Annotated in this window: 22 protein-coding genes; 17 read left to right on the top strand and 5 right to left on the bottom strand. The window is 64.1% G+C overall.

Features of this window, described 5'->3' with window-relative positions; all coding sequences use genetic code 11:
- Window positions 1-58: 58 nt before the first annotated feature.
- Window positions 59-1,279 carry a GGDEF domain-containing protein gene (locus tag NKI58_RS13560; RefSeq protein ID WP_352782860.1) on the top strand — a complete coding sequence of 407 codons (1,221 nt, stop codon included), beginning with the start codon at window positions 59-61 and terminating at the stop codon, window positions 1,277-1,279.
- On the opposite strand, the gene NKI58_RS13555 is transcribed toward NKI58_RS13560, so the two are convergent.
- Window positions 1,263-1,622, bottom strand: a complete 360-nt coding sequence (locus tag NKI58_RS13555) for a hypothetical protein (RefSeq protein ID WP_352450158.1) — start codon at window positions 1,620-1,622, stop codon at window positions 1,263-1,265. The two genes, NKI58_RS13560 and NKI58_RS13555, sit on opposite strands and share 17 nt — an antisense overlap.
- A gap of 255 nt (window positions 1,623-1,877) precedes the next feature.
- Between NKI58_RS13555 and NKI58_RS13550 the strand changes: the two genes are divergently transcribed.
- The 7 genes from NKI58_RS13550 (at window position 1,878) to NKI58_RS13520 (ending at window position 7,269) form a co-directional block, all read left to right on the top strand.
- The gene (locus NKI58_RS13550) at window positions 1,878-2,258 is read left to right on the top strand and encodes a hypothetical protein (protein WP_352450157.1); all 381 of its coding nucleotides are present in this window, start codon (window positions 1,878-1,880) and stop codon (window positions 2,256-2,258) included.
- Window positions 2,259-2,500: 242 nt separating this feature from the next.
- Window positions 2,501-2,920: a succinate dehydrogenase, cytochrome b556 subunit gene (gene sdhC / locus NKI58_RS13545; RefSeq protein ID WP_292663224.1), complete on the top strand. Its 420-nt coding sequence runs from the start codon at window positions 2,501-2,503 to the stop codon at window positions 2,918-2,920.
- Between the two features lies 1 nt (window position 2,921).
- Window positions 2,922-3,317 carry a succinate dehydrogenase, hydrophobic membrane anchor protein gene (sdhD, locus tag NKI58_RS13540; RefSeq protein ID WP_023679767.1) on the top strand — a complete coding sequence of 132 codons (396 nt, stop codon included), beginning with the start codon at window positions 2,922-2,924 and terminating at the stop codon, window positions 3,315-3,317.
- 4 nt (window positions 3,318-3,321) lie between these two features.
- A complete protein-coding gene (gene sdhA, locus NKI58_RS13535; RefSeq protein WP_023679766.1) occupies window positions 3,322-5,160 on the top strand; it encodes a succinate dehydrogenase flavoprotein subunit in 1,839 nt (612 codons plus the stop codon).
- Window positions 5,161-5,162: 2 nt separating this feature from the next.
- A complete protein-coding gene (locus NKI58_RS13530; protein ID WP_031212704.1) occupies window positions 5,163-5,600 on the top strand; it encodes a DUF3052 family protein in 438 nt (145 codons plus the stop codon).
- The gene (locus NKI58_RS13525) at window positions 5,600-6,379 is read left to right on the top strand and encodes a succinate dehydrogenase iron-sulfur subunit (RefSeq protein ID WP_292663232.1); all 780 of its coding nucleotides are present in this window, start codon (window positions 5,600-5,602) and stop codon (window positions 6,377-6,379) included. Before NKI58_RS13530 ends, NKI58_RS13525 begins: the two co-directional genes overlap by 1 nt.
- 251 nt (window positions 6,380-6,630) lie before the next feature.
- Window positions 6,631-7,269: a YceH family protein gene (locus NKI58_RS13520; RefSeq protein WP_352593788.1), complete on the top strand. Its 639-nt coding sequence runs from the start codon at window positions 6,631-6,633 to the stop codon at window positions 7,267-7,269.
- A 267-nt stretch (window positions 7,270-7,536) separates the two neighbouring features.
- Here NKI58_RS13520 and NKI58_RS13515 read toward each other — a convergent pair whose 3' ends face one another.
- The gene (locus NKI58_RS13515; RefSeq protein WP_031212702.1) at window positions 7,537-7,962 is read right to left on the bottom strand and encodes an OsmC family protein; all 426 of its coding nucleotides are present in this window, start codon (window positions 7,960-7,962) and stop codon (window positions 7,537-7,539) included.
- A 102-nt stretch (window positions 7,963-8,064) separates the two neighbouring features.
- On the opposite strand from NKI58_RS13515, the gene NKI58_RS13510 reads away from it, so the two are divergent.
- From NKI58_RS13510 to NKI58_RS13500, 3 genes are all read left to right on the top strand, one after another.
- Window positions 8,065-8,424: a hypothetical protein gene (locus tag NKI58_RS13510; protein ID WP_352593789.1), complete on the top strand. Its 360-nt coding sequence runs from the start codon at window positions 8,065-8,067 to the stop codon at window positions 8,422-8,424.
- Window positions 8,425-8,426: 2 nt separating this feature from the next.
- Entirely contained in the window at window positions 8,427-8,783 is a 357-nt protein-coding gene (locus NKI58_RS13505; protein ID WP_352593790.1) for a YciI family protein, read from the top strand.
- A 143-nt stretch (window positions 8,784-8,926) separates the two neighbouring features.
- Complete coding sequence (locus NKI58_RS13500; protein ID WP_352578116.1) at window positions 8,927-9,454, top strand: hypothetical protein; 528 nt, start codon at window positions 8,927-8,929, stop codon at window positions 9,452-9,454.
- A gap of 31 nt (window positions 9,455-9,485) precedes the next feature.
- Here NKI58_RS13500 and NKI58_RS13495 read toward each other — a convergent pair whose 3' ends face one another.
- Window positions 9,486-10,730 carry a ubiquinone biosynthesis hydroxylase gene (locus NKI58_RS13495; RefSeq protein ID WP_352593791.1) on the bottom strand — a complete coding sequence of 415 codons (1,245 nt, stop codon included), beginning with the start codon at window positions 10,728-10,730 and terminating at the stop codon, window positions 9,486-9,488.
- Between the two features lie 101 nt (window positions 10,731-10,831).
- On the opposite strand from NKI58_RS13495, the gene tesB reads away from it, so the two are divergent.
- The 6 genes from tesB (at window position 10,832) to NKI58_RS13465 (ending at window position 18,393) form a co-directional block, all read left to right on the top strand.
- The gene (gene tesB / locus NKI58_RS13490) at window positions 10,832-11,707 is read left to right on the top strand and encodes an acyl-CoA thioesterase II (protein ID WP_031212697.1); all 876 of its coding nucleotides are present in this window, start codon (window positions 10,832-10,834) and stop codon (window positions 11,705-11,707) included.
- A gap of 219 nt (window positions 11,708-11,926) precedes the next feature.
- Window positions 11,927-12,265 (top strand): P-II family nitrogen regulator, encoded by a 339-nt coding sequence (locus tag NKI58_RS13485; protein ID WP_023679755.1) that lies wholly within the window; start codon window positions 11,927-11,929, stop codon window positions 12,263-12,265.
- 49 nt (window positions 12,266-12,314) lie between these two features.
- Entirely contained in the window at window positions 12,315-13,637 is a 1,323-nt protein-coding gene (locus tag NKI58_RS13480; RefSeq protein ID WP_031212694.1) for an ammonium transporter, read from the top strand.
- Window positions 13,638-13,977: 340 nt separating this feature from the next.
- Window positions 13,978-16,635 carry an FtsK/SpoIIIE family DNA translocase gene (locus tag NKI58_RS13475; RefSeq protein ID WP_352782867.1) on the top strand — a complete coding sequence of 886 codons (2,658 nt, stop codon included), beginning with the start codon at window positions 13,978-13,980 and terminating at the stop codon, window positions 16,633-16,635.
- A 134-nt stretch (window positions 16,636-16,769) separates the two neighbouring features.
- Window positions 16,770-17,453, top strand: a complete 684-nt coding sequence (locus NKI58_RS13470; protein ID WP_031213172.1) for an outer membrane lipoprotein carrier protein LolA — start codon at window positions 16,770-16,772, stop codon at window positions 17,451-17,453.
- A 133-nt stretch (window positions 17,454-17,586) separates the two neighbouring features.
- Window positions 17,587-18,393 carry an exodeoxyribonuclease III gene (locus tag NKI58_RS13465; protein ID WP_352782870.1) on the top strand — a complete coding sequence of 269 codons (807 nt, stop codon included), beginning with the start codon at window positions 17,587-17,589 and terminating at the stop codon, window positions 18,391-18,393.
- A 20-nt stretch (window positions 18,394-18,413) separates the two neighbouring features.
- Here the strand turns inward: NKI58_RS13465 and NKI58_RS13460 are convergent, their stop codons facing one another.
- Together NKI58_RS13460 and NKI58_RS13455 are read right to left on the bottom strand one after the other, a co-directional pair.
- Complete coding sequence (locus NKI58_RS13460; RefSeq protein ID WP_023680489.1) at window positions 18,414-19,265, bottom strand: TIGR01459 family HAD-type hydrolase; 852 nt, start codon at window positions 19,263-19,265, stop codon at window positions 18,414-18,416.
- Window positions 19,262-20,548 (bottom strand): FGGY-family carbohydrate kinase, encoded by a 1,287-nt coding sequence (locus NKI58_RS13455; protein ID WP_352782874.1) that lies wholly within the window; start codon window positions 20,546-20,548, stop codon window positions 19,262-19,264. Before NKI58_RS13455 ends, NKI58_RS13460 begins: the two co-directional genes overlap by 4 nt.

Genomic DNA, 20,548 nt, shown 5'->3' with positions numbered 1-20,548 from the left:
AATTAACATCTTTTTCGCGCGTTGGTGATTTGCTGTTCGGGGGGAGTGCCAAAACGCCATGGGCAGCGCTAATTTCATCCTGATGATCAACCTGTTCGTTGCCGGGCTGCTGGCGGCGGCCTTCATGACGATCGCGGTCTATGACGCCGGCCGGGTGTCGGCACGCTGGCTGGCGTTCGGCTATGTGCTCGGCACGGCTTATTTCGCGATCGAGTTCAGCATTCCTGCCTTCGACAATGCGCGCCCCGTGGTTGTCGCCGCCTTTGCCGCCTTCCTTGGCGCTACCGTCGCCTTCAATGGCGGGCTTGCCCATAAATACCGCGTTTCGCCGCCTTGGCCGCCGATGCTGTTCTTCCTGGTCTTCGCCACCCTCGCGGTCTACTTCGTGCAGGACCTGCCACGCCAATCCTTTGTGCGAATGGCGGCTTACCAGCTTCCCTATGCGGCCATGCAGTTCACCGGGCTGGCGATCGTCTTGTCGTCCAGGCAAAGACGCGAGCGGCTCGACTATATGCTGATGGCTGTCCTGGCGGCCAGCACCTTGCAGTTCGCCAGCAAACCCTTCATCGCCCATGCGCTTGGTGGCTGGGGCGCCAACCCGCAATCTTATGCGCAGACCAGCTATGCGTTGGTGTCGCAGTCGGTCGGCACCGTGTTCGGCCTGGCGCTTGCGCTGGTGACATTGGCTATCCTGGTCCGCGACGTGCTCGCCGAGGCGACGTCGAAATCGGAAACCGACACGCTTTCGCGGCTGCTCAACCGTGGCGGCTTCGAGCGCCATGCCGAGATCGCACTGCGTGACGCCATGCGGCGCGCCGTTCCGGCGGCACTGGTCATTGCCGATCTCGACCATTTCAAGCGCATCAACGATACTTACGGCCACGCGTCGGGCGATCGGGTCATCGAGACCTTTGCCGGTTTTCTCCGCGATGCCGCGGCCGACCATCATGTCGCCGGCCGCATCGGCGGCGAGGAATTCGCTATTTTCCTGCCGGGGACCAATCTAGCCGCCGCCCGGCTCTTTGCCGAGGGCACGCGTAGCGCCTTCGGTGCCACGCCGATCGACTGCCTGCCCGCGGATCACCGCTGCAGCGCCAGCTTCGGCGTTGCCGAGCTTGGTCCGGGCGAAAGCTTTTCCGACCTGCTGCGGCGCGCCGACAAAGCGCTCTATCAGGCGAAGGGCAGCGGTCGCGATTGCGTGCGTGTCTCGGCGGGGCCGGCTGTTGCCCTGCCGGCGCCGTCAACCAAGGGCGGCGTGGCCGTCAGCGGCAGGGGCTGAGCTCCGGCATTTCGCCGTCGGAGAGGCCGTACATATAGCTGCGGCCCTTGACGAAAACCGGCGGCCTATAGCAGTCGCCGCCGCGGACATCGTCCGATTCGTTTTCGTAGATCACGTCGGGCTGGCCGGCGCTGGTGTAGTCGGACAATTCCTTGGCCAGCTTGCCCTCGCCAACGAGGATACGCTTGTAGCCGGCGGCGCTGTCGATGACGAGATTGCCGAAGGAATCGGCATAGACGCGGTCATGATGGCGCGTCCCGGCGAATGCCGGTGCGACGACGCCGACGGCGAGCGCCGCCAATAGGAACCAGGGAAGGCGCGATCCTGCTGAATTCGAATGCATGGCGTGCTACTCCATTGCTGAGAGGCAAGCCTCCTCGAATCAGAAATTAACCTTTTATTAACCTTTGTTAAGAGGGCAACCGCAGCAGGGGCGAGGTCTCGGAAAATATGGTTAATACTCGATCGCCCACCGGCCATCATTCGGCCATGCCTTGTTCCCACCATCCCCAGCATCGGGCGCGACTCAAAAAGCATGAAATCCGGTGGCTTGCCGGAGCATCGCGGCGGGCTCGATACGCGGTGGGGAAAGCAGCAAATGAGATTACGCCGCACGTTTCGGATGGCGCTGGCCATTCCGCCGCTGCTGGCTGCAGCCGCCTGCGCGCCGCAGACCAGCGCGCCCAAGCTCGGCAACACGGCCGCCGCTTCCGTGTCGCTTGCTCCCGCCGCTAGCGAACCGACGGCACCGCAGCCGCGCACAGCTACTTACAACTGCGCCGACGGTAGCGTGATGACCATCGAGAATCTCGGCACGTCGGTGCGGGTCCTCGGCCAGAACGGCGCCAGCGCCGAGCTGCCGGCGTCACCGGCCAATCAGACCAGCCGTTACGGCGAGGCGCATGACGCAATCGTGATCGATGGGCGTGAGGCGCTGGTGATGAAGGGCGGTGCATCACCGCTGGCCTGCAAGCGCTGATCCGCCCCTTGCGCCAGCCATATTTTGCAGTGCGGCGACATTGTGCCGGCGCAAGGCGACAGCCCTAATCGATTGAAGATGAAAGCCTTGCTTTCATCAGACTAAATTACGTTTTCGAAACGGTTTTCCGGCTTTGACGCGGTGCAAAAAGAGCATTAGAAACCGGCTGTCCGAAGTCGCAACCGGAAGCGGTAATGCCGCATTCCCACCTGAGGCTCCAGAGACGCCGAACTGGGGGAGCCATGAGCAAATCACCAGCCACCCGCGAATTTGCCAGACGTGAACGGCCGCTTTCGCCGCATCTGACCGTCTATCGGCCGCCGATCACCATGACGATGTCGATCGTCCACCGCATCACCGGCGGGGCGCTCTATTTCGGCACGCTGCTGGTCGCGCTGTGGCTGATGGCGGCGGCGAGCTCGGAGGCGACCTTCAATGCCGTCAACTGGGCCTTCGGCTCGTGGCTGGGACGGCTGGTGCTGTTCGGCTACAGCTGGGCGCTGATGCACCACATGCTGGGCGGTGTGCGCCATCTTATCTGGGACACTGGGGCAGGGCTGGAAAAGCATACGGCATCGAGGATCGCCTGGGCGACGCTGGCCGGCTCGGTCACGCTGACGCTGCTGATCTGGATTGCCGGCTACATGGCGCGGGGAGCCTGACATGAACGGCAAGAACCCCGACATGCGCACGCCGCTGGCCAAGGTCCGCGGCCTCGGTTCCGCCCGCGAGGGCACCGGCCATTTCTGGCGCCAGCGGCTGACGGCGATCTCCAACATCCCGCTGGTCCTGTTCTTCGTCGGCTTCCTGATCGCACTCAACGGCGCCAGCTATCTCGAGGTGCGCGCCGCACTTGCCAATCCGTTCGTTGCACTGGTGCTGGCGCTGGTGCTGTTGTCGGTGCTCTACCACATGCGGCTCGGCATGCAGGCGATCATCGAAGACTATGTGCATGGCGAAGGCACCAGGCTGGCGCTGCTCGCCCTCAACACATTCTTTCCCGTAGTCGTCGGCGTCGCTTCGGTCTTCGCCCTGCTTAAACTGGCATTTGGAGGCTGATTTTTTGGCCAAGGACGCGAAGAACGCCAACACGGCTTCCGCCTATAGCTATGTCGATCACAAATTCGACGTCGTGGTCGTCGGCGCCGGCGGCGCCGGCCTGCGCGCCGCGCTCGGCATGGCTGAGCAGGGCCTGCGCACCGCCTGCATCACCAAAGTGTTCCCGACGCGCTCGCATACGGTTGCGGCGCAGGGCGGCATCGCCGCCTCGCTCGCCAATATGGGGCCCGACAACTGGCAGTGGCATCTCTTCGACACCGTCAAAGGCTCAGATTGGCTGGGCGACACCGACGCTCAAGAATACATGGTGCGCGAAGCGCCGGCGGCGGTCTACGAGCTCGAGCACTACGGCGTTCCCTTCAGCCGCACCGAGGACGGGAAAATCTACCAGCGGCCGTTCGGCGGCATGATGATGAATTTCGGCGAGGGGCCGCCGGTGCAGCGCACCTGTGCGGCCGCCGACCGCACCGGCCACGCCATGCTGCACACGCTCTACGGCCAGTCGCTGAAGCACAATGCGCAGTTCTTTATCGAGTATTTCGCGCTCGACCTGATCATGGAGCCGGACGGCACCTGCACCGGCGTCGTCGCCTGGAACCTCGACGACGGCACCATCCACCGCTTTTCGGCCAAGATGGTGGTGCTGGCGACCGGCGGCTATGGCCGCGCCTATTTCTCGGCCACCTCGGCGCATACCTGCACCGGCGATGGCGGCGGCATGGCCGCACGCGCAGGCCTGCCGCTGCAGGATATGGAGTTCGTGCAGTTCCACCCGACCGGCATATACGGCGCCGGCTGCCTGATCACCGAGGGCGCGCGCGGCGAGGGCGGCTATCTCGTCAATTCCGAGGGCGAGCGCTTCATGGAGCGCTACGCGCCGTCAGCCAAGGATCTGGCTTCGCGCGACGTGGTCTCGCGCTGCATGACGCTGGAAATCCGCGAGGGCCGCGGTGTCGGCCCGAAGAAGGATCACATTTTCCTGCATCTCGACCATCTCGACCCGGCCGTTCTGCACGAGAGGCTTCCGGGTATTTCGGAATCGGCAAAGATCTTTGCCGGCGTCGACCTGACCAAGGAGCCGATCCCGGTGCTGCCGACGGTCCACTACAATATGGGCGGCGTGCCGACCAATTACTGGGGCGAGGTGCTGAACCCGACGGCGTCGAATCCGGACCAGGTGTCGCCCGGGCTGATGGCGGTCGGCGAAGCCGGCTGCGCCTCGGTGCACGGTGCTAACCGGCTGGGCTCCAACTCGCTGATCGACCTGGTGGTGTTCGGCCGTGCGGCGGCAATCCGGGCCGGCCAGGTGATCGACCGCACATCGGCGATCCCTTCGCCCAACGAGGCCGCCGTCGAAAAGATCATGGACCGCTTCGACCGGTTGCGTCACGCCAACGGCTCGACGCCGACAGCGGTTTTGCGCGAAAAGATGCAGAAGGCGATGCAGGAGGACGCGGCGGTGTTCCGCACCCAGGAATCGCTGGAAAGCGGCTGCAGGCGCATTTCGCAGATCTGGGGTGAACTCGGCGACGTCAAGGTGTTCGACCGCTCGATGATCTGGAACTCCGACCTGGTCGAGACGCTGGAGCTGGAAAACCTGATGGCCAACGCCATCACCACCGTCTACGGCGCCGAGGCGCGCAAGGAAAGCCGCGGCGCGCACGCGCGGGAGGACTTTTCGGCCCGCGACGACGCCAACTGGCGCAAGCATACGCTGGCTCGGCTCAACGAGGCCGGCGAGGTGGCGCTCACCTACCGGCCGGTGCACACCGAAACACTGCTTAAGGAAGCAGACGGCGGCATCAACCCGGCCAAGATCGCGCCGAAGGCCAGGGTGTATTGATGATGGCGCTGGCGGTTGCGGGATATTCCGGCACGCCCCTTCCGGCCAAGCTCGGCCTGAAGGACGGGATGATTGCCGCCTTCGTCGCCTTGCCGCCCGAACTCGACGATCTGGCAGACGCCGTCGAGTTTGCCCACGTCGACCGGCTGGCTGATTGGTCGGCGATCTCTGGCGTTCATGAGAAATATGATGCCGTTCACGCCTTCACCAGGCAGCGTGTCGAGATCGAGGACCGTCTCGGCGACGTCGAAGCGGCGATCAAGCGGGACGGCATGGTCTGGGTGTCATGGCCGAAGAAGGCATCGAAAGTGCCGACCGACGTCACCGAGGACGTTATCCGCACAGAGGCGCTGAAGCTCGACCTCGTCGACGTCAAGGTCGCCGCCGTGAACGAGATCTGGTCCGGGCTGAAGCTCGTCATCCGAAAGGACCTGAGGTAATGGTCGAACTCACGCTTCCGAAAAACTCGAAGATCATGGCCGGAAAAACCTGGCCGAAGCCGGAGGGCGCGACCAATCTGCGCGAATACCGCATCTACCGCTGGTCGCCGGACGATGACGAGAACCCGCGCATGGATACGTATTTCGTCGACATGGACGATTGCGGGCCGATGGTGCTCGACGCGCTGCTCTGGATCAAGAACAAGATCGACCCGACGCTGACGCTGCGCCGCTCCTGCCGCGAAGGCATTTGCGGCTCGTGCGCCATGAACATCGACGGGTCGAACACGCTGGCCTGCACCAAGGGCTGCGACGACATTTCCGGCGCGATCAAGGTCTATCCGCTGCCGCACATGGCTGTGGTCAAGGACCTGGTGCCCGACCTCACCAATTTCTACGCCCAGCACGCCTCGATCGAGCCGTGGCTGAAGACGGTGTCGCCCGAGCCGGCCAAGGAATGGCTGCAGAGCCATGAGGACCGCGAAAAGCTCGACGGGCTCTACGAGTGCATATTGTGCGCCTGCTGCTCGACCTCCTGCCCGAGCTACTGGTGGAACGGCGAGCGCTATCTCGGCCCGGCGACGCTGCTGCAGGCCTATCGCTGGCTGATCGATTCCAGGGACGAGGCGACGGGCGAGCGGCTCGACAATCTCGAAGACCCGTTCCGGCTCTATCGCTGCCACACCATCATGAACTGCGCCCAGACTTGCCCCAAAGGGCTCAACCCGGCCAAGGCGATCGCCGAGATCAAGAAGATGATGGTGGAGCGACGGGTGTAGGCGGCGGGCGAGTTGCAGCCGAGATCGTCTCGTCCGCAGCGATCCTTCGCGCCCCCCTCTGTCCTGCCGGACATCTCCCCCTCAAGGGGGGAGATTAGCAGCTTGGAGGACAGCGCCCTTTCTGCAGCCTTGAAAAGTGGCGAAGCGGTGATGACAGCCAATCTCCCCACTAGAGGGGGAGATGTCCGGCAGGACAGAGGGGGACGCTGTCCAGGGCGCTGTCCCGCCGAGTTCGAAAGGATAGCAAACTTATGACCGATATCGACCTTCCCATCCTCTCTCCCATCGAAGCCCGCGTGCTCGGCTGCCTTATCGAGAAGAAGGAGCTGACGCCGGACGTCTATCCGCTGACGCTCAATGCGGCACATGCGGCGGCCAACCAGAAGACGGCGCGCGAGCCGGTGATGTCGGTCGAACTTGGCGAGGTCAGAAGAGCGCTTGGCCAGCTCGAGCAGAAGGGCCTAGTCAGGCAGGTGTTCGCGTCGCGCGTCGAGCGCTACGAGCATGTGGTGGCGCAGCGCTTTTCCCTGACCTCGGCGCAGATCGCGCTGCTCGGCCTGTTGCTGCTGCGCGGCCCGCAGACGGCCTATGAATTGCTGGCGCGAAGCGAGCGCATGGCGCGGCTGCCATCGATCGACGAGCTTCGCGGCAATCTCGATCTGCTGATCGGCCGCCGGCCACCGCTGGTGCAGCAGATCGATCGCGGCCCAGGCCAGCGCGAGGATCGCTATGTCCATCTGCTCAGCGGGCCGCCGCAGATCGTAGCGGCCGCAACGCCCTTGCAATCGTCCTCGCCGGTTTCGGACCTGGAAATGCGCGTGCAGGCTCTCGAGGAAGAAATTGCCGAGCTGCGCGCCCGTATCGACGCGCTGACCGGCGAAGGACGATAAGGATTTTCGAGACGTCGACGCGACAGCGCCCCCCTCTGTCCTGCCGGACATCTCCCCCACGAGGGGGGAGATTGGACGTCATCCCGGCTTTCGCTAATCTCTAACGCTGAAAAGAGGGCGAGACCGGCGAAGCTGCCAATCTCCCCCTCGTGGGCCCTCGTGGGGGAGATGCCCGGCAGGGCAGAGGGGCGCGCGAAGGATCGCCGACGTTTATATCCTTCGCTGGTCTGCCGATGGCTCCCGATGGGCTTTCTAGATGTGGCTCTCTCAGCCGAGCCTGGCGTCGAGCGATACCTTGATGGCGCCGAGCGCTTTCGAGACCGGGCATTCGGCCTTGGCCTTCTCGGCCAATTCCTTGAACTTGGCGGCATCGATGCCCGGTACCTTGCCGACCAGGGTGATCGCGCTGCCGGTGATGCCGGTGCCGGGAACCAGCGTTACCACGGCCTTGGCGTCGAGCTCGGCAGCCGGGGTGCCGTTCTCGGCGAGGAAATGCGAAAGCTGCATGGCGTAGCAGCCGGCATGGGCGGCAGCGATCAGCTCTTCCGGGTTGGTGCCGGATTTGCCGCTCTCGTCCTCGAAACGCATCTTGGCGGAATAGGGCGTGCCCTTCAGCGTCCCGCTCTGTGTATCGAGCGTGCCTTTGCCTTCCTTGAAACTGCCTTTCCAAACGGCGTTGGCGGTGCGGTCCATCAATTCCTCCTTGATTGTCGTGATTGAGCCCGTGATCGGCATCCAGTCGACTATAGCGCGCGCCGGAGCGAAGGCCACCCACGCTTTCGTATCGGCGGCAGCGTGACACATCATGTCGAGCGAAAAAAAATTCGAAAAAATACGCGTGCAAAAATGTCGACTTCCATCTGTCCCGGCCGTCCTGCGGGCGGCCATGGACTTGGTGGCCGGATGGAGGACCACATGAACAATCTGTTTTCTGCTCACCCGACAAGCACCAGCCACAGGGCCGGTGAACAGCAAGCCGACTGGTCGCGCCTGCAGCCTTCCGGCTTCGGCCGACTGCTTGCGGCGATTGCCATTATCGGGATTGCGGTATCTCTTCTCGACTATGCTGCGGCCGGTCTCGATTCTGCGGCAGGCAAGGGCTCCGCGGAGATTTCCGTAGCCTCGTCTTCGGCTTCAAGCCAGGAATGGAGATAAAAATGAAGTATGTTTGCCTGGTCTATGGTGAAGAAAAAGATCTCTACGCAATGACGCCCGAGAGGCTGGCCAAGCTCGACGCCGATTCGATGGCCCATGACCGGTCATTGGACCAACGCGGGATGCTAGTCATCGCGCAGGCGCTGCAATCGGTGAAAACGTCGAAAACCGTTCGCAGGCGCAAGGGCAAGCGGCTGGTCACCGACGGCCCCTTCGCCGAAACCAAGGAGCAGTTGCTCGGTTTCGTCATGATCGAGGCCGAGAGCCTCGACGAGGCGCTGGAGATCGCGGGCGAGATTCCGCTCGCCGAAATAGGCACGATCGAGGTGCGGGCGATCTACAAGGTGCCCGGGTCATAGAGATGTCTCGATAAGTTCCTCCGCGGAGCGGCGGGGACCAACGACTGGCATGGGCTTTCGTTTTCTTCGTCGGACGCAACTTTTGCGTGTTGAAGCGAAGCAATACTTCTCCTATCGTCGCCGACATCGGGGGATTTCGGGGCATGCATATATTGATTGCAGCAATCGGCCTGCTCGGAGCAGCGGGCTTCTGGTGGTACCGGCTGAAGATCATGAACGACGCGGCGCGTGAGGTTGCCGACGTCGTTGGCCGCGTGCAGGGCAATGTGCGCCGCAAGAAGCTACGCAAGCAGGCGGCACTCTCGCCGCTGACGGCGATCGACGATCCGGTCGTGGCGGCCGCGACGCTGATCACCGCCATCGTTTCCGAGAATGGTCCTATCCTGCCGCAACGCGAAGCCGCCATTCAATCGGTCATTTCGGAGATTGCCGACAAAAAGCAGACCGATGAGGCGGTGATCTACGCCAAATGGGCGGCTTCGCAAATTGATGACGCCACGGTCGTCATCGACAAGCTGGCGCCGTTCCTGCGCGAACGCCTCGACGCGGCTGAAAGGAACGATCTGCTGCAGATGGTCGGCCGTGTGGCGGAGGCGGGTGGGCAAAGCCTGCAGATTTCCGACCAGCGAATGCTCAGGCTGCGCCAGAAGCTGGGCTTCGAGGTCAACTGACCGAACGGCCAGTGACGCGCACTTGCCAAGCCTAAATCGCCTCGCCCTTCAACAGTTTCGGCGTGTCGCCGGACAGACCCGACGCCTGGCGGATGAAGAACCCCTTCAGCCGCGGCATGCGTTCGACAAGGCCGAGGCCGATGTCGCGCAAAGTGCGCAGCGGGCCGAAATCGTTGGAAAACATCCGGTTCAGCACATCGGTGGTGATGCCCATCTGCACCGTGTCGAAACGCCGCCATTGCTGGTAGCGCTCGAGCACGTCGAGCGCGCCGATGTCCTGGCCGAGCCGGTCGGCCTCGACCACCACTTCGGCCAGCGCCGCCACGTCCTTGAAGCCGAGATTGAGACCCTGGCCGGCGATCGGGTGGATGCCGTGGGCGGCGTCGCCGGCCAAGGCGATGCGCGGCGCGACGAAGGCGCGCGCAATGATCAGCCCGAGCGGCCAGGCACGCGGCTTGTCGGCGATATGGATTTCTCCGAGTTTCAGGCCAAAGCGCTGCTCGAGCTCATATTCCAGGACCAGCGCGTCGCCACTGACCAGTTTCTCGGCATCCTGCGACCGTTCGACCCAGACGATCGACGAGCGGTTGGTGCCGTCCTTGCCCGGCTTGAGCGGCAGCGTGGCAAACGGGCCCGCGGGAAGGAAATGCTCTTCGGCGCGGCCGTTGTGCGGCCGCTCGTGCGCCACCGTGCAGACGATGCCGGACTGGCCATACTCCCATTTCACCGTCTTGATGCCGGCCATGTCGCGCAGCTTCGAATTGACGCCGTCGGCGGCAACCAGCAGCCGCGCCTTCAGCGTCGCGCCGTCGGCAAGATGCACCGTTATGCCGGCGCCGTTGATGTCGAAGGCGCTGACGGCGACGCCTTCGATGATGCCGATGCCGAGTTGTTCGGCGCGCCGGCGCAAGGCGCCGTTCAAATCCTTGTTGGCGACCATATGCGCAAAGGGTTCGCCGGGCGCGACCTCGCCGTCGAAGGTGAGGAACACCGGGCGGACCGGATCGGATGTGCGCGAATCGGTGACAATCATTTCGGTGATTGCCTGCGCCTCCGGCGCGATCTCGTTCCAGACGCCGAGCTGGTCGAGCATGCGGCACGCGGCGGCGGCAATCGCCGAGGCGCGGCCGTCCTTCTGCCAGACGCCGGCGGGTGCTGCATCGACGACGGCGACGGCGAGGCTCGGCCGCGCCTGCTTCAGCGACACGGCGGCGGCCAAGCCGATATAACCGGCGCCGGCGACCAGAACGTCGAGCGAATTCTTGCTGTCGACCATGGGCAATTCCTTTCGCAGCCTGACTGTCGCCGGGCATTCCGCCCTTGACTGCCCGCTGTTCCTGTCGGAAACCGCCATGGTAATTTTGCGGCGAGGTCAAGATGACGGCAGCCATGGACGAGCTTCTCGGCATTCTCGACCTCGAGCAGCTGGAACACAACCTGTATCGTGGTCGCAGCCCCAAGCTCGATTGGCAGCGCATCTTCGGCGGCCAGACCATCGCCCAGGCGCTGGTCGCCGCGCAGCGAACGGTCGAGCCCGAGCGCCACGTGCATTCGCTGCATGGCTATTTCATGCGGCCGGGCGACACCAAGGTGCCTATCATTTACGAGGTCGACCGCATCCGTGACGGCGGCTCCTTCACCACGCGCCGCGTCGTGGCGATCCAGCACGGCCAGGCGATCTTTTCGCTGGAAGCCTCGTTCCAGCAGGATGAGGTCGGCCTGGAACATCAGGTGCCGATGCCGCAGGACGTGCCGGCGCCCGACACGTTGCTGTCGCAGCGCGAATTGCTGGGCAAGTTCGGCGAAGCCGTGCCCGACGGCATCAAGCGCTATTGGGAGCGCGACCGGCCGATCGAGATGAAGCCGGTGATGCTGAAGCATTATACCAGCCGGGAAAAGCTCGAGCCGAAGCAGAACATCTGGATCCGTACCACCGGCCCGGTGCCGGCCGACCGCGCCACGCAGGCGGCCGTGCTCGCTTACCTCTCGGATATGACGCTGCTCGACACCTCGACCTTTGCCCATGGCCGCGCCATTTTCGATCGTGATATCCAGGCAGCCAGCCTCGACCACGCCATGTGGTTCCACCGCAGCCATCCGCTCGACGACTGGATGCTGTACACGCAAGACAGCCCGTCGACGCAAGGATCGCGTGGCTTTACCCGCGGCTCGCTGTTTGCCCGCGACGGCACCTTGATCGCCTCGGTTGCCCAAGAAGGACTCATCCGGCTGAAGCGGCCGCCTGCGGAGTAGGCATTTTTCGAAATTTGCCTATTTTTTAAGCATATGCACTGCCGCGCCTGTGAACAGGCAGCTGCCAGACCTTCTCGATTTCGTTGTTTAACAACAGCTTAACACCCTGCTTCGGCAATTGGCACGGAGCTTGAATCCTAGCGGGCACTCTCCGGCTCTCATGGGGATCGGCGAAGTCGTGCAAACGCGGGGACCCGCAACAGCAAAGGGTGAAACCTTATGAAGATCGTGATGGCAATCATAAAGCCGTTCAAGCTCGACGAGGTGCGCGAGGCGCTCACCGCAGTCGGCATCCAGGGCCTGACCGTCACCGAAGTAAAAGGCTACGGACGTCAGAAGGGGCACACGGAAATCTATCGCGGGGCGGAATACGCGGTCAGCTTCCTGCCGAAGATCAAGATCGAAGTCGCGGTCGCTGTCGACATGGTCGACAAGGCCGTCGAAGCCATCACCGCGGCGGCCAAGACCGGCCAGATCGGCGACGGCAAGATCTTCGTTTTCGGCATCGACCAGGCGGTGCGCATTCGCACCGGCGAAACAGACACCGACGCGCTTTGAGCTGCGGATACGTATTCCAATGGAGAGTTCAATGAATATTCCTTCCACCTTGAAGATAACGGGACGCGCGGCCGTTTTAGGTTCGCTCGCTCTCGCTGCACTGGGCACGGTTGCTGCGTTCGCGCAGGAAGCGGCACCGGCGGCACCGGCTGCCCCTGCGCCCGCGCTCGACACCGGCAACACAGCCTGGATGCTGACCTCGACGGCGCTGGTGCTGATGATGACCATACCGGGCCTGGCGCTGTTTTATGGCGGCATGGTGCGCAAAAAGAACGTGCTCGCCACCATCATGCAGAGCTTTGCCATCACCTGCCTGGTGACGGTGCTGTGGTTCATGTTCGGCTACTCGCTGGCCTTCTCGGATGGCGGCGGCATGAATGCCTATCTCGGCGGCTTCTCGAAGTTCTTCCACAACGGCATCACCACCTCCTCGCTGTGGCTGCCGGGCGTGGCGAACATTCCTGAGTTCGTCTTCTCGATGTTCCAGATGACCTTCGCCATCATCACGCCGGCGCTGATTGCCGGCGCCTTCGCCGAACGCATGAAGTTCTCGGCGCTGCTCATCTTCATGGGCGCGTGGCTGCTGGTGGTCTACGCCCCGATCGCGCACTGGGTGTGGGGCGGCGGCTTCCTCGGCACAGCCGGCGTTCTCGATTTCGCCGGCGGCACGGTCGTTCACATCAATGCCGGTGTTGCCGGCCTGGTCTGCGCGCTGGTTCTCGGCAAACGTGAAGGCTACGGCACCACCAACATGGCGCCGCACAACCTCGTCTACTCCGTCATCGGCGCTTCGCTGCTGTGGGTCGGCTGGTTCGGCTTCAACGCCGGCTCGGAACTGGCCGCCGACGGCCTTGCCGGTGCCGCAATGCTGAACACCCAGGTTGCCGCTGCTGCTGCGGCGCTCGCCTGGATGTTCGCCGAATGGATCGTCGCCAAGAAGCCGAGCGTTCTCGGCATCATCTCGGGCGCCGTCGCTGGCCTGGTCGCGGTGACGCCGGCTTCCGGCTTCGTCAATCCGACCGGCGCCTTCATCGTCGGCATCGTCGCCGGCGTGCTTTGCTACGTCTCGGCCGTCAAGCTCAAGCACGCGTTCGGCTATGACGACTCGCTCGATGCATTCGGCGTGCACGGCATCGGCGGCATCATCGGTGCATTGCTGACCGGCGTGCTCGCCGATCCGGCGATCAACAGCCTCGGCTCGGGTGCCTCTGTCGGCAAGCAGCTCTACGGTATCGTCTTCACCATCCTGTGGACGGCGATCGCGAGCTTCGTGATCCTCTATATCGTCAAGGCGCTGGTCGGCCTGCGTCCTTCCACCCCGGAAGAGGTCGAAGGCCTCGACATCAGCCAGCACGGCGAAGTGGTGCCGTAAGGGTATTTGGCCGGCACCGGCGTTTGCCGGTGCCAGAAAGATCCCGTCGTGATGCTCCCGAAAGGGCTCACGCCTTGAGGCCCGGAAGATTTCCGGGCCTCTTTTTTGCGCGCTGATGGCCGTGATGGCTCGATCACGGTCGCTTGATCAAGGTGCTCGATCCGCCGGCGGCGTGAAACATCGGCCGCAGCGGCTTCGAACTGTGGTGGCGGTCGCCCGTTCCGGTGACGCAGAATGCCCATGGTTAATGCGCCCTTAACCTTCCCGCCGCTAGTCTGACAGCCGAATCTGCCGTGTTGCGCGTCCGCGCCCGGCCGGGCAACGACAGACGAGGAAGAGCATGCGTTCAGGGGCTTCAGCACCGCTTGCGCTGGCCGATACGGAGCACGGCATCCGGTCGTTCGCGAGGCGCCAGGTCGGGCGGCTGGTCGGTGCCGGGCTGTTTGCTCTGGTTGGTTTCGGCGTCGCCGCCCTTGCCACCTGGAACGTCGCCGATCCGAGCTTTTCGCACGCCACCGACAATATCGTCACCAATGCAATGGGTTATGCCGGCGCCGTCTTTTCCGACATTGCCATGCAGTTCTTCGGACTTGCCGCCGTTGCGGCGCTGGTGCCGGCGGTGATCTGGGGATTTCTGCTGTTTACCGCGCGCGGCGTCGACCGGCTGCCGAAACGGGCGCTGGCCTGGTTCGGGTTTTCGCTGCTTGGCGCGGCAATTGCCGGCTGCGTGGTGCCGCCCAAGACCTGGCCGCTGCCGACCGGCCTCGGCGGCGTCTTCGGCGACATGGTGCTCAATATCCCGGGCCTGGTGATCGGCGGCTATCCGACCGGCCTCGTTGCCAGCGTGCTCGCCGTGCTCCTGGCAGCGCCGGCGCTGTGGGTATTCTTGTATGGCTCGGCGCTGATTTCGCGCAAGAACGGCTTTGCCGTCCTCGAACAGCCTGCAGTGCCCGATCCGCAGGACGACCTGCTTTTCGACAATGAAGAGGACGAGGGCGACGAAGGTATATTGGCGCTTGGCGCCATCACCCACTGGTGGCTGTCGCTGCGGGCCTATCTGCGCCGGCGCGCGGCGCGGCGGCGCGAGCGCGACGATTTCGAGCCGGAGATGGAACCGCGCCCCAGCGCCTGGCGGCGGGCGGCCGAACGGGTCGAATCGGCCGAGTTCGCCGAGGCGCGGATGAGCCCGGGCGGGCGCGCCCGCGTCGAGCCGGAATTCTTCGCCGCCATGGTCAACGACCGCAGTGCCTCGATCGACCCTGACGATGCCGACGTCTTCGGTAACGACGACAATGACGACGAAATGGATTTCGCGCCCGAGCCGGCCGGCCAGCGCCGCGCCGCGCCAACGGCCAAGGTGCAGAACTTCCGTTCCGACGCGGCGACACGCGTCGAGGCGCCGGCGCCGCGGCCGGCCCCCGGCGCCCGCGTCCAGCGCGAGGCGCAGACTTCGCTGATCGGCTCGGAAAAATTCGAGATGCCGTCGCTGCACTTCCTGTCGGAACCAAAGAACGTGGTGCGCGACGCCAGCCTGTCCAAGGACGCGCTGGAGCAGAACGCCCGCCTGCTCGAGGGCGTGCTGGAGGATTTCGGCGTCAAGGGCGAAATCATCCATGTGCGTCCGGGTCCGGTCGTCACGCTCTATGAGCTGGAACCGGCGCCCGGCATCAAATCGTCGCGGGTCATCGGCCTGTCCGACGACATCGCCCGCTCGATGAGCGCCATCGCCTGCCGTGTCGCCGTGGTGCCCGGCCGCAACGCGATCGGCATCGAATTGCCGAACGCCAGGCGCGAGACGGTCTATTTGCGCGAGATCATGGCCAGCCGCGATTTCGAAACCACCAAGGCCAAGCTGGCGCTGGCGCTGGGCAAGACCATCAATGGCGAGGCGGTGATCGTCGACATCGCCAAAATGCCGCACGTGCTGGTCGCCGGCACCACCGGCTCGGGCAAGTCCGTCGCCATCAACACCATGATCCTGTCGCTGCTCTACCGGCTGACGCCGCAGGACTGCCGGCTGATCATGATCGATCCAAAGATGCTGGAGCTCTCGGTCTATGACGGCATTCCGCATCTTCTGACGCCGGTCGTCACCGATCCGAAGAAGGCGGTGGTGGCGCTAAAATGGACCGTGCGGGAGATGGAGGACCGCTACCGCAAGATGTCCAAGGTCGGCGTCCGCAACATCGACGGCTTCAACGCGCGCGTGCAGCAGGCCGAGAAAAAGGGCGAAAGGATCTCGCGCACCGTGCAGACCGGCTTCGACCGCCAAACCGGCGAGGCGATCTACGAGACGGAGAACCTCGACCTCGAGCCGATGCCCTACATCGTCGTCATCATCGACGAGATGGCCGATTTGATGATGGTCGCCGGCAAGGACATCGAAGGCGCGGTGCAGCGCCTGGCGCAGATGGCGCGCGCCGCCGGCATCCATGTCATCATGGCGACGCAGCGGCCGTCGGTCGACGTCATCACCGGCACCATCAAGGCGAATTTCCCGACCCGCATCTCCTTCCAGGTGACATCGAAGATCGACAGCCGCACCATCCTGGGCGAGCAGGGCGCCGAACAGCTGCTCGGCATGGGCGACATGCTCTACATGGCCGGCGGCGGCCGCATCCAGCGCGTGCACGGTCCCTTCGTCTCCGACGACGAGGTGGAGAAGATTGTCGCGCATCTGAAGCTGCAGGGCGTGCCGGAATATCTCGACGCCATCACCGAGGACGACGATAAGGATGACGACGAGCCGACGGGCAAAGGCAGTGGCGGCGGCGACGGCGGTAATTTCGAGGATTCCGACGATCCCTACGACCAGGCGGTCGCGGTGGTGCTGCGCGACGGCAAGGCCTCGACCAGCTACATCCAGCGCCGGCTCGGCATCGGCTACAACCGCGCCGCCTCGATCATCGAGAAGATGGAGAAGGAAGGCATTGTCGGCCCGGCCAACCATGCCGGAAAACGCGAAATCCTGGTGCCGACGGAGGACGACAAGTTCTAGAGCGCGTCCGCGCCGGCAACTTTGAACCTTTTGGCGCGTTGCAGCGGACGGGCGCCGTGCGGCCCGCCAAACTTAAGCCCAACTGGGGGGCCAGACCAATATAACGAGCAAGCAATCAGATGATGGTGACCGGCATGAAAAACGCAACTCTCGCCCCAAGCAGGGATTTCGCCCCAACCCGCCGGCAGGTGCTCGGCCTCGGCCTGGTCCTGGCCGGTGCGGCGGCCGCCAACCTCGTGCCCGGCTTCCAGTTGCTGGCGTCGGCGCAAGCAGCGGTTCCGGCGACGGCGCAGAAGATCGCCGATCATTTCTCCTCGGTCAAATCGATGAGCGGCGAGTTCGTGCAGTTCGGACCCAAGGGCGAGCAGACCGGCGGCAAGTTCTTTCTGGAACGGCCGGGCAAGATCCGCTTCAATTACGACGGCGCCTCGAATTTCAGAGTGATTTCCGACGGCAAGTCGGTGGTCATCCTCAACAAGAAGCTGCGGACCTCCGACCTCTATCCGCTGTCGAAGACGCCGCTGAAGCTGCTGCTCGACGACAAGATCGATCTGTCGGGCGGGCGCGTCAGAAGCGTCAAGGAAGAGGACGATCTCACCACCATCCAGCTTGCCGACAAATCGGTGTTCGGCAATTCGAAGATCACCATGATGTTCGATCCGAAATCTTATGAATTGCGGCAGTGGACCATCACCGATGCGCAAGGCAAGGACACGACGGTGATGATCTTCAACACCAAGGAGGGCGTCAGCTTCGCCCCCGACACCTTCGCCATCGACTATACGGCGAACCGCGAGCTGAACACCAAGACACGGTAACTTCTACCGTTGCGGGATGGCTTTTCCGCGTTGGTGCAGGCGGCTTGTTTTTGCGGTGCGCGGCTGGCAGTAGTTTCCGCGATTGACTTCCGTCGGAGCCATCCGGCGGATCTCGCGTTGTCCGGAACCCCACATGCCGTTTTCCGTCGCTACCTGGAACATCAACTCCGTCCGGCTGCGTATGCCGATCGTCGAACGCCTGCTGGTCGAGCAGGCGCCGGACGTGCTCTGCCTACAGGAAACCAAGGTTCCGGACGAATTGTTTCCGGAGAAAGCGTTCCGCAAGCTCGGCTACGAGCACATCGCCTTCCATGGCCAGAAGGGCTATCACGGCGTTGCCACCATAGCGCGGCGGCCGATCGAGGTGGTCGAAAAGCGCCGCTTCTGCGAGATCGACGACAGCCGGCATCTGTCGGTCACCGTCAACGCCGGCGGCAAAACGATCCTGCTGCACAATTTCTACGTACCGGCCGGCGGCGACGAGCCCGACCCGGCCGTCAACCGCAAGTTCAAGCACAAGCTCGATTTCGTTGCCGAGATGAACGCCGTCCGCGCCGAGCATGACGAGCACTCCGGCGCGATCCTGGTCGGCGACCTCAACATCGCGCCGCTCGAGCACGATGTCTGGTCGCACAAGCAGCTCCTCAAGGTCGTCAGCCATACGCCGGTCGAGACGGAAAACTTCGAGGCAATGCGGCTCGCCGGCGACTGGATCGACCTGATGCGGCTCAATGTGCCTTACGAGGAGAAACTCTACACCTGGTGGAGCTATCGCGCCCAGGATTGGCAGGCCTCAAATCGCGGCCGCCGCCTCGACCATGTCTGGTCGTCGCCAAACCTGGTGCCGCATTTTGCCGGCTATGAAATCCTGCGGCCGGCGCGCGGCTGGGAACGGCCCTCGGACCATGTGCCGGTGATCGGGCGTTTCAACCTGGATTAGCTTTGTCTCGCCTTAACAACTCAGCGAAACCTGAAGCTATCCGCGATGTAGTCGGGACGGGCGTTCAGCGTGGCGAAAACGTCCTCCAGGTCAGGCGCCCCCGCCAATATGCCCGACAGGACCAGCGTCGTCGCGACGCCGACGCCGTTGCCGCCGGCGATGTCGTGCTCGACGCTGTCGCCGACGCAGACCACGCTGTCGCGCTCCGGGTGGCCCGCCAGTGCCAGCGCTGCCTCGAATATCTGCGGATTGGGCTTGCCAATGCGCGCCACGCTGCCGCCGAGGCTCTCGTAGAGATCGGCGAGCCGGCCGGCGCCGAAGCGAGGGCCGACGGCAGTCAGCATGATCTTGTCGGGATTGGTGCAGAAGCATGGCACCCGCCGCGCCGCCGCCGGACCAAGAAGCCGGCGATAATGGTCGAGGTCGTAGCGATCGCCCTCGCTGGCGGAAATCAGCACCAGTTCGGCATCGTCGCCGTCCTTGGCCAGGACGAAGGGCAGGCCGTCGACAGCCGAACGGTCATTGTCGCGGCGGATCAGCAGGCATTTTGTCTGCGGGCGCAGGGCTCCGGATGCTGCCATTTGGTGGAAGGAGCGCCACGCCACCTCGCCGGAGGAGACAAAGTGATCCCAGCTTCCCGGTTCGAAACCGAGCTTCAGCAGGCGGCGCTCATTGGGTTGCGCCCGCTTGCCGGAATTCGAGATCAGTACGATGGTCTTGCCGGCGCGCTTGAGTGCCGACAACGCTTCGACAGCACCTGGATAGGCGCTGGTGCCGTCGTGCAGCACACCAAATTGGTCGAGCAGGAACACCTGATAGCGGTCGGTCAGCGCGGCGATGCCGTCGAGGTGTTGAATTGCCTTGGCCGTCATAAAAGCCCCGCTGCGCTTGCGCCCATCAGCGCCAGCCGCGCCGTGCCGGCAGCGGCCTCCTCCGAAAGAGCCGGCACGAGAGCGACGCCAAGCTTGCGCTGCCGGATCGCTGTCCAGGCCGGATTGGCCGCACCGCCGCCGACGCTCCTGACCGATGTCAGCCGGGGGGCGCCGAGTTCGGCAAGCCGGCGATAGCCGAGCGCTTCGATCGCCGCAATACCCTCGAACATCGCTTTCAGATAGTCGGCGTCGTCGGCGGGCCGCGGCTCGAGGCGCGGCGGCAGCGCCGGATCGGCTATGGGGAAGCGTTCGCCCGGCGCCGGCAGCGGGTAATAATCGAGGCCGGTCTTCGTCGCCGGGTCGATTTTTTTGCTGAGTTCGACAATGCGGGTGACGGGGAAATGCTGGGCCAGCACCTTGCCGCCGGAGTTCGAGGCGCCGCCCGCCAGGTAGGTGTCACCCAGCCGATGGCTGTAGATGCCGAATTGCGGCGCCGAGATCGGCCGGTCGGAGAGGATCTTGATGGTCAGCGACGAGCCGAGCGCGGTAACGCCGTCGCCCGCGGCACTCGCACCGGTCGCCAGGAATGAGGCGCAGCCATCCGTCGTGCCGGCAACGATAACCACGTCGCGCGGCAGGCCGAACATTTTCGCAGCGCTGGCGGTGAGCGTGTCCGTGACATCGCCCGGCCGGACGACGCGGGGCAGGAATTCCATGCGCACGCCGGTCGCCGCGATCCAGTCCGGCCAGCGCCGGGCCTCGACGTCGTAGCCGGTCTTCAGGGCGTTGTTCTCGTCGCTGACATCGAAGCGGCCGGAAAACTGTCCGGCGATCCAGTCTGCCTGGTGCAGCACAGTGGCGACGCCGGGCAGGTGCTGGAAAGACAGCGCCTTGGCGAGACCGGAGGTCGCCCCAAGTGCAGCGCTCGTTGCCGGTGCCGCGCCGGCTATTGCTGTCAGAATAGTGTCGTCAGCGACCTTGTCGTTGTACATCAGCGGTTCGGCCAGCGGCCGCCCGGCGCCGTCGACCGGCAGCAGCGTGCCCGACGTACCGTCGACGGCGATCGAGCGCACTGCCGCGCGATCGATACATTTGAGCAGTTCCGCCAACGCCGCGCCGACCGCCTCCCACCATATGGCGGGGTCGCGGCCGTTCGGCCCAAATCGCTCGAGGGCAATAGCGGAATGCGCGGCAATGGAAAAATCCGGACGCATGGCGACGGCGCGCGCGCCGGATGTGCCGATGTCGATGCCGATGGCAAGCGGGCCAGACGAACGCGGCAT

Source organism: Mesorhizobium sp. M0522 (genome assembly GCF_040321085.1).
GTDB lineage: Bacteria > Pseudomonadota > Alphaproteobacteria > Rhizobiales > Rhizobiaceae > Mesorhizobium.
The sequence above is the reverse complement of the archived record's forward strand: the minus strand, read 5'-3'. Positions and strand labels throughout refer to the sequence as shown.

Excerpts from the sequence above, each read along its gene's own strand:
- NKI58_RS13560 (WP_352782860.1), top strand. The coding sequence starts at position 59 with ATGGGCAGCGCTAATTTCATCCTGATGATCAACCTGTTCGTTGCCGGG.
- NKI58_RS13555 (WP_352450158.1), bottom strand. The coding sequence starts at position 1,622 with ATGCATTCGAATTCAGCAGGATCGCGCCTTCCCTGGTTCCTATTGGCG.
- NKI58_RS13550 (WP_352450157.1), top strand. The coding sequence starts at position 1,878 with ATGAGATTACGCCGCACGTTTCGGATGGCGCTGGCCATTCCGCCGCTG.
- sdhC (WP_292663224.1), top strand. The coding sequence starts at position 2,501 with ATGAGCAAATCACCAGCCACCCGCGAATTTGCCAGACGTGAACGGCCG.
- sdhD (WP_023679767.1), top strand. The coding sequence starts at position 2,922 with ATGAACGGCAAGAACCCCGACATGCGCACGCCGCTGGCCAAGGTCCGC.
- NKI58_RS13530 (WP_031212704.1), top strand. The coding sequence starts at position 5,163 with ATGGCGCTGGCGGTTGCGGGATATTCCGGCACGCCCCTTCCGGCCAAG.
- NKI58_RS13525 (WP_292663232.1), top strand. The coding sequence starts at position 5,600 with ATGGTCGAACTCACGCTTCCGAAAAACTCGAAGATCATGGCCGGAAAA.
- NKI58_RS13520 (WP_352593788.1), top strand. The coding sequence starts at position 6,631 with ATGACCGATATCGACCTTCCCATCCTCTCTCCCATCGAAGCCCGCGTG.
- NKI58_RS13515 (WP_031212702.1), bottom strand. The coding sequence starts at position 7,962 with ATGGACCGCACCGCCAACGCCGTTTGGAAAGGCAGTTTCAAGGAAGGC.
- NKI58_RS13505 (WP_352593790.1), top strand. The coding sequence starts at position 8,427 with ATGAAGTATGTTTGCCTGGTCTATGGTGAAGAAAAAGATCTCTACGCA.
- NKI58_RS13500 (WP_352578116.1), top strand. The coding sequence starts at position 8,927 with ATGCATATATTGATTGCAGCAATCGGCCTGCTCGGAGCAGCGGGCTTC.
- NKI58_RS13495 (WP_352593791.1), bottom strand. The coding sequence starts at position 10,730 with ATGGTCGACAGCAAGAATTCGCTCGACGTTCTGGTCGCCGGCGCCGGT.
- tesB (WP_031212697.1), top strand. The coding sequence starts at position 10,832 with ATGACGGCAGCCATGGACGAGCTTCTCGGCATTCTCGACCTCGAGCAG.
- NKI58_RS13485 (WP_023679755.1), top strand. The coding sequence starts at position 11,927 with ATGAAGATCGTGATGGCAATCATAAAGCCGTTCAAGCTCGACGAGGTG.
- NKI58_RS13475 (WP_352782867.1), top strand. The coding sequence starts at position 13,978 with ATGCGTTCAGGGGCTTCAGCACCGCTTGCGCTGGCCGATACGGAGCAC.
- NKI58_RS13470 (WP_031213172.1), top strand. The coding sequence starts at position 16,770 with ATGAAAAACGCAACTCTCGCCCCAAGCAGGGATTTCGCCCCAACCCGC.
- NKI58_RS13465 (WP_352782870.1), top strand. The coding sequence starts at position 17,587 with ATGCCGTTTTCCGTCGCTACCTGGAACATCAACTCCGTCCGGCTGCGT.
- NKI58_RS13460 (WP_023680489.1), bottom strand. The coding sequence starts at position 19,265 with ATGACGGCCAAGGCAATTCAACACCTCGACGGCATCGCCGCGCTGACC.
- NKI58_RS13455 (WP_352782874.1), bottom strand. The coding sequence starts at position 20,548 with ATGCCGCGTTCGTCTGGCCCGCTTGCCATCGGCATCGACATCGGCACA.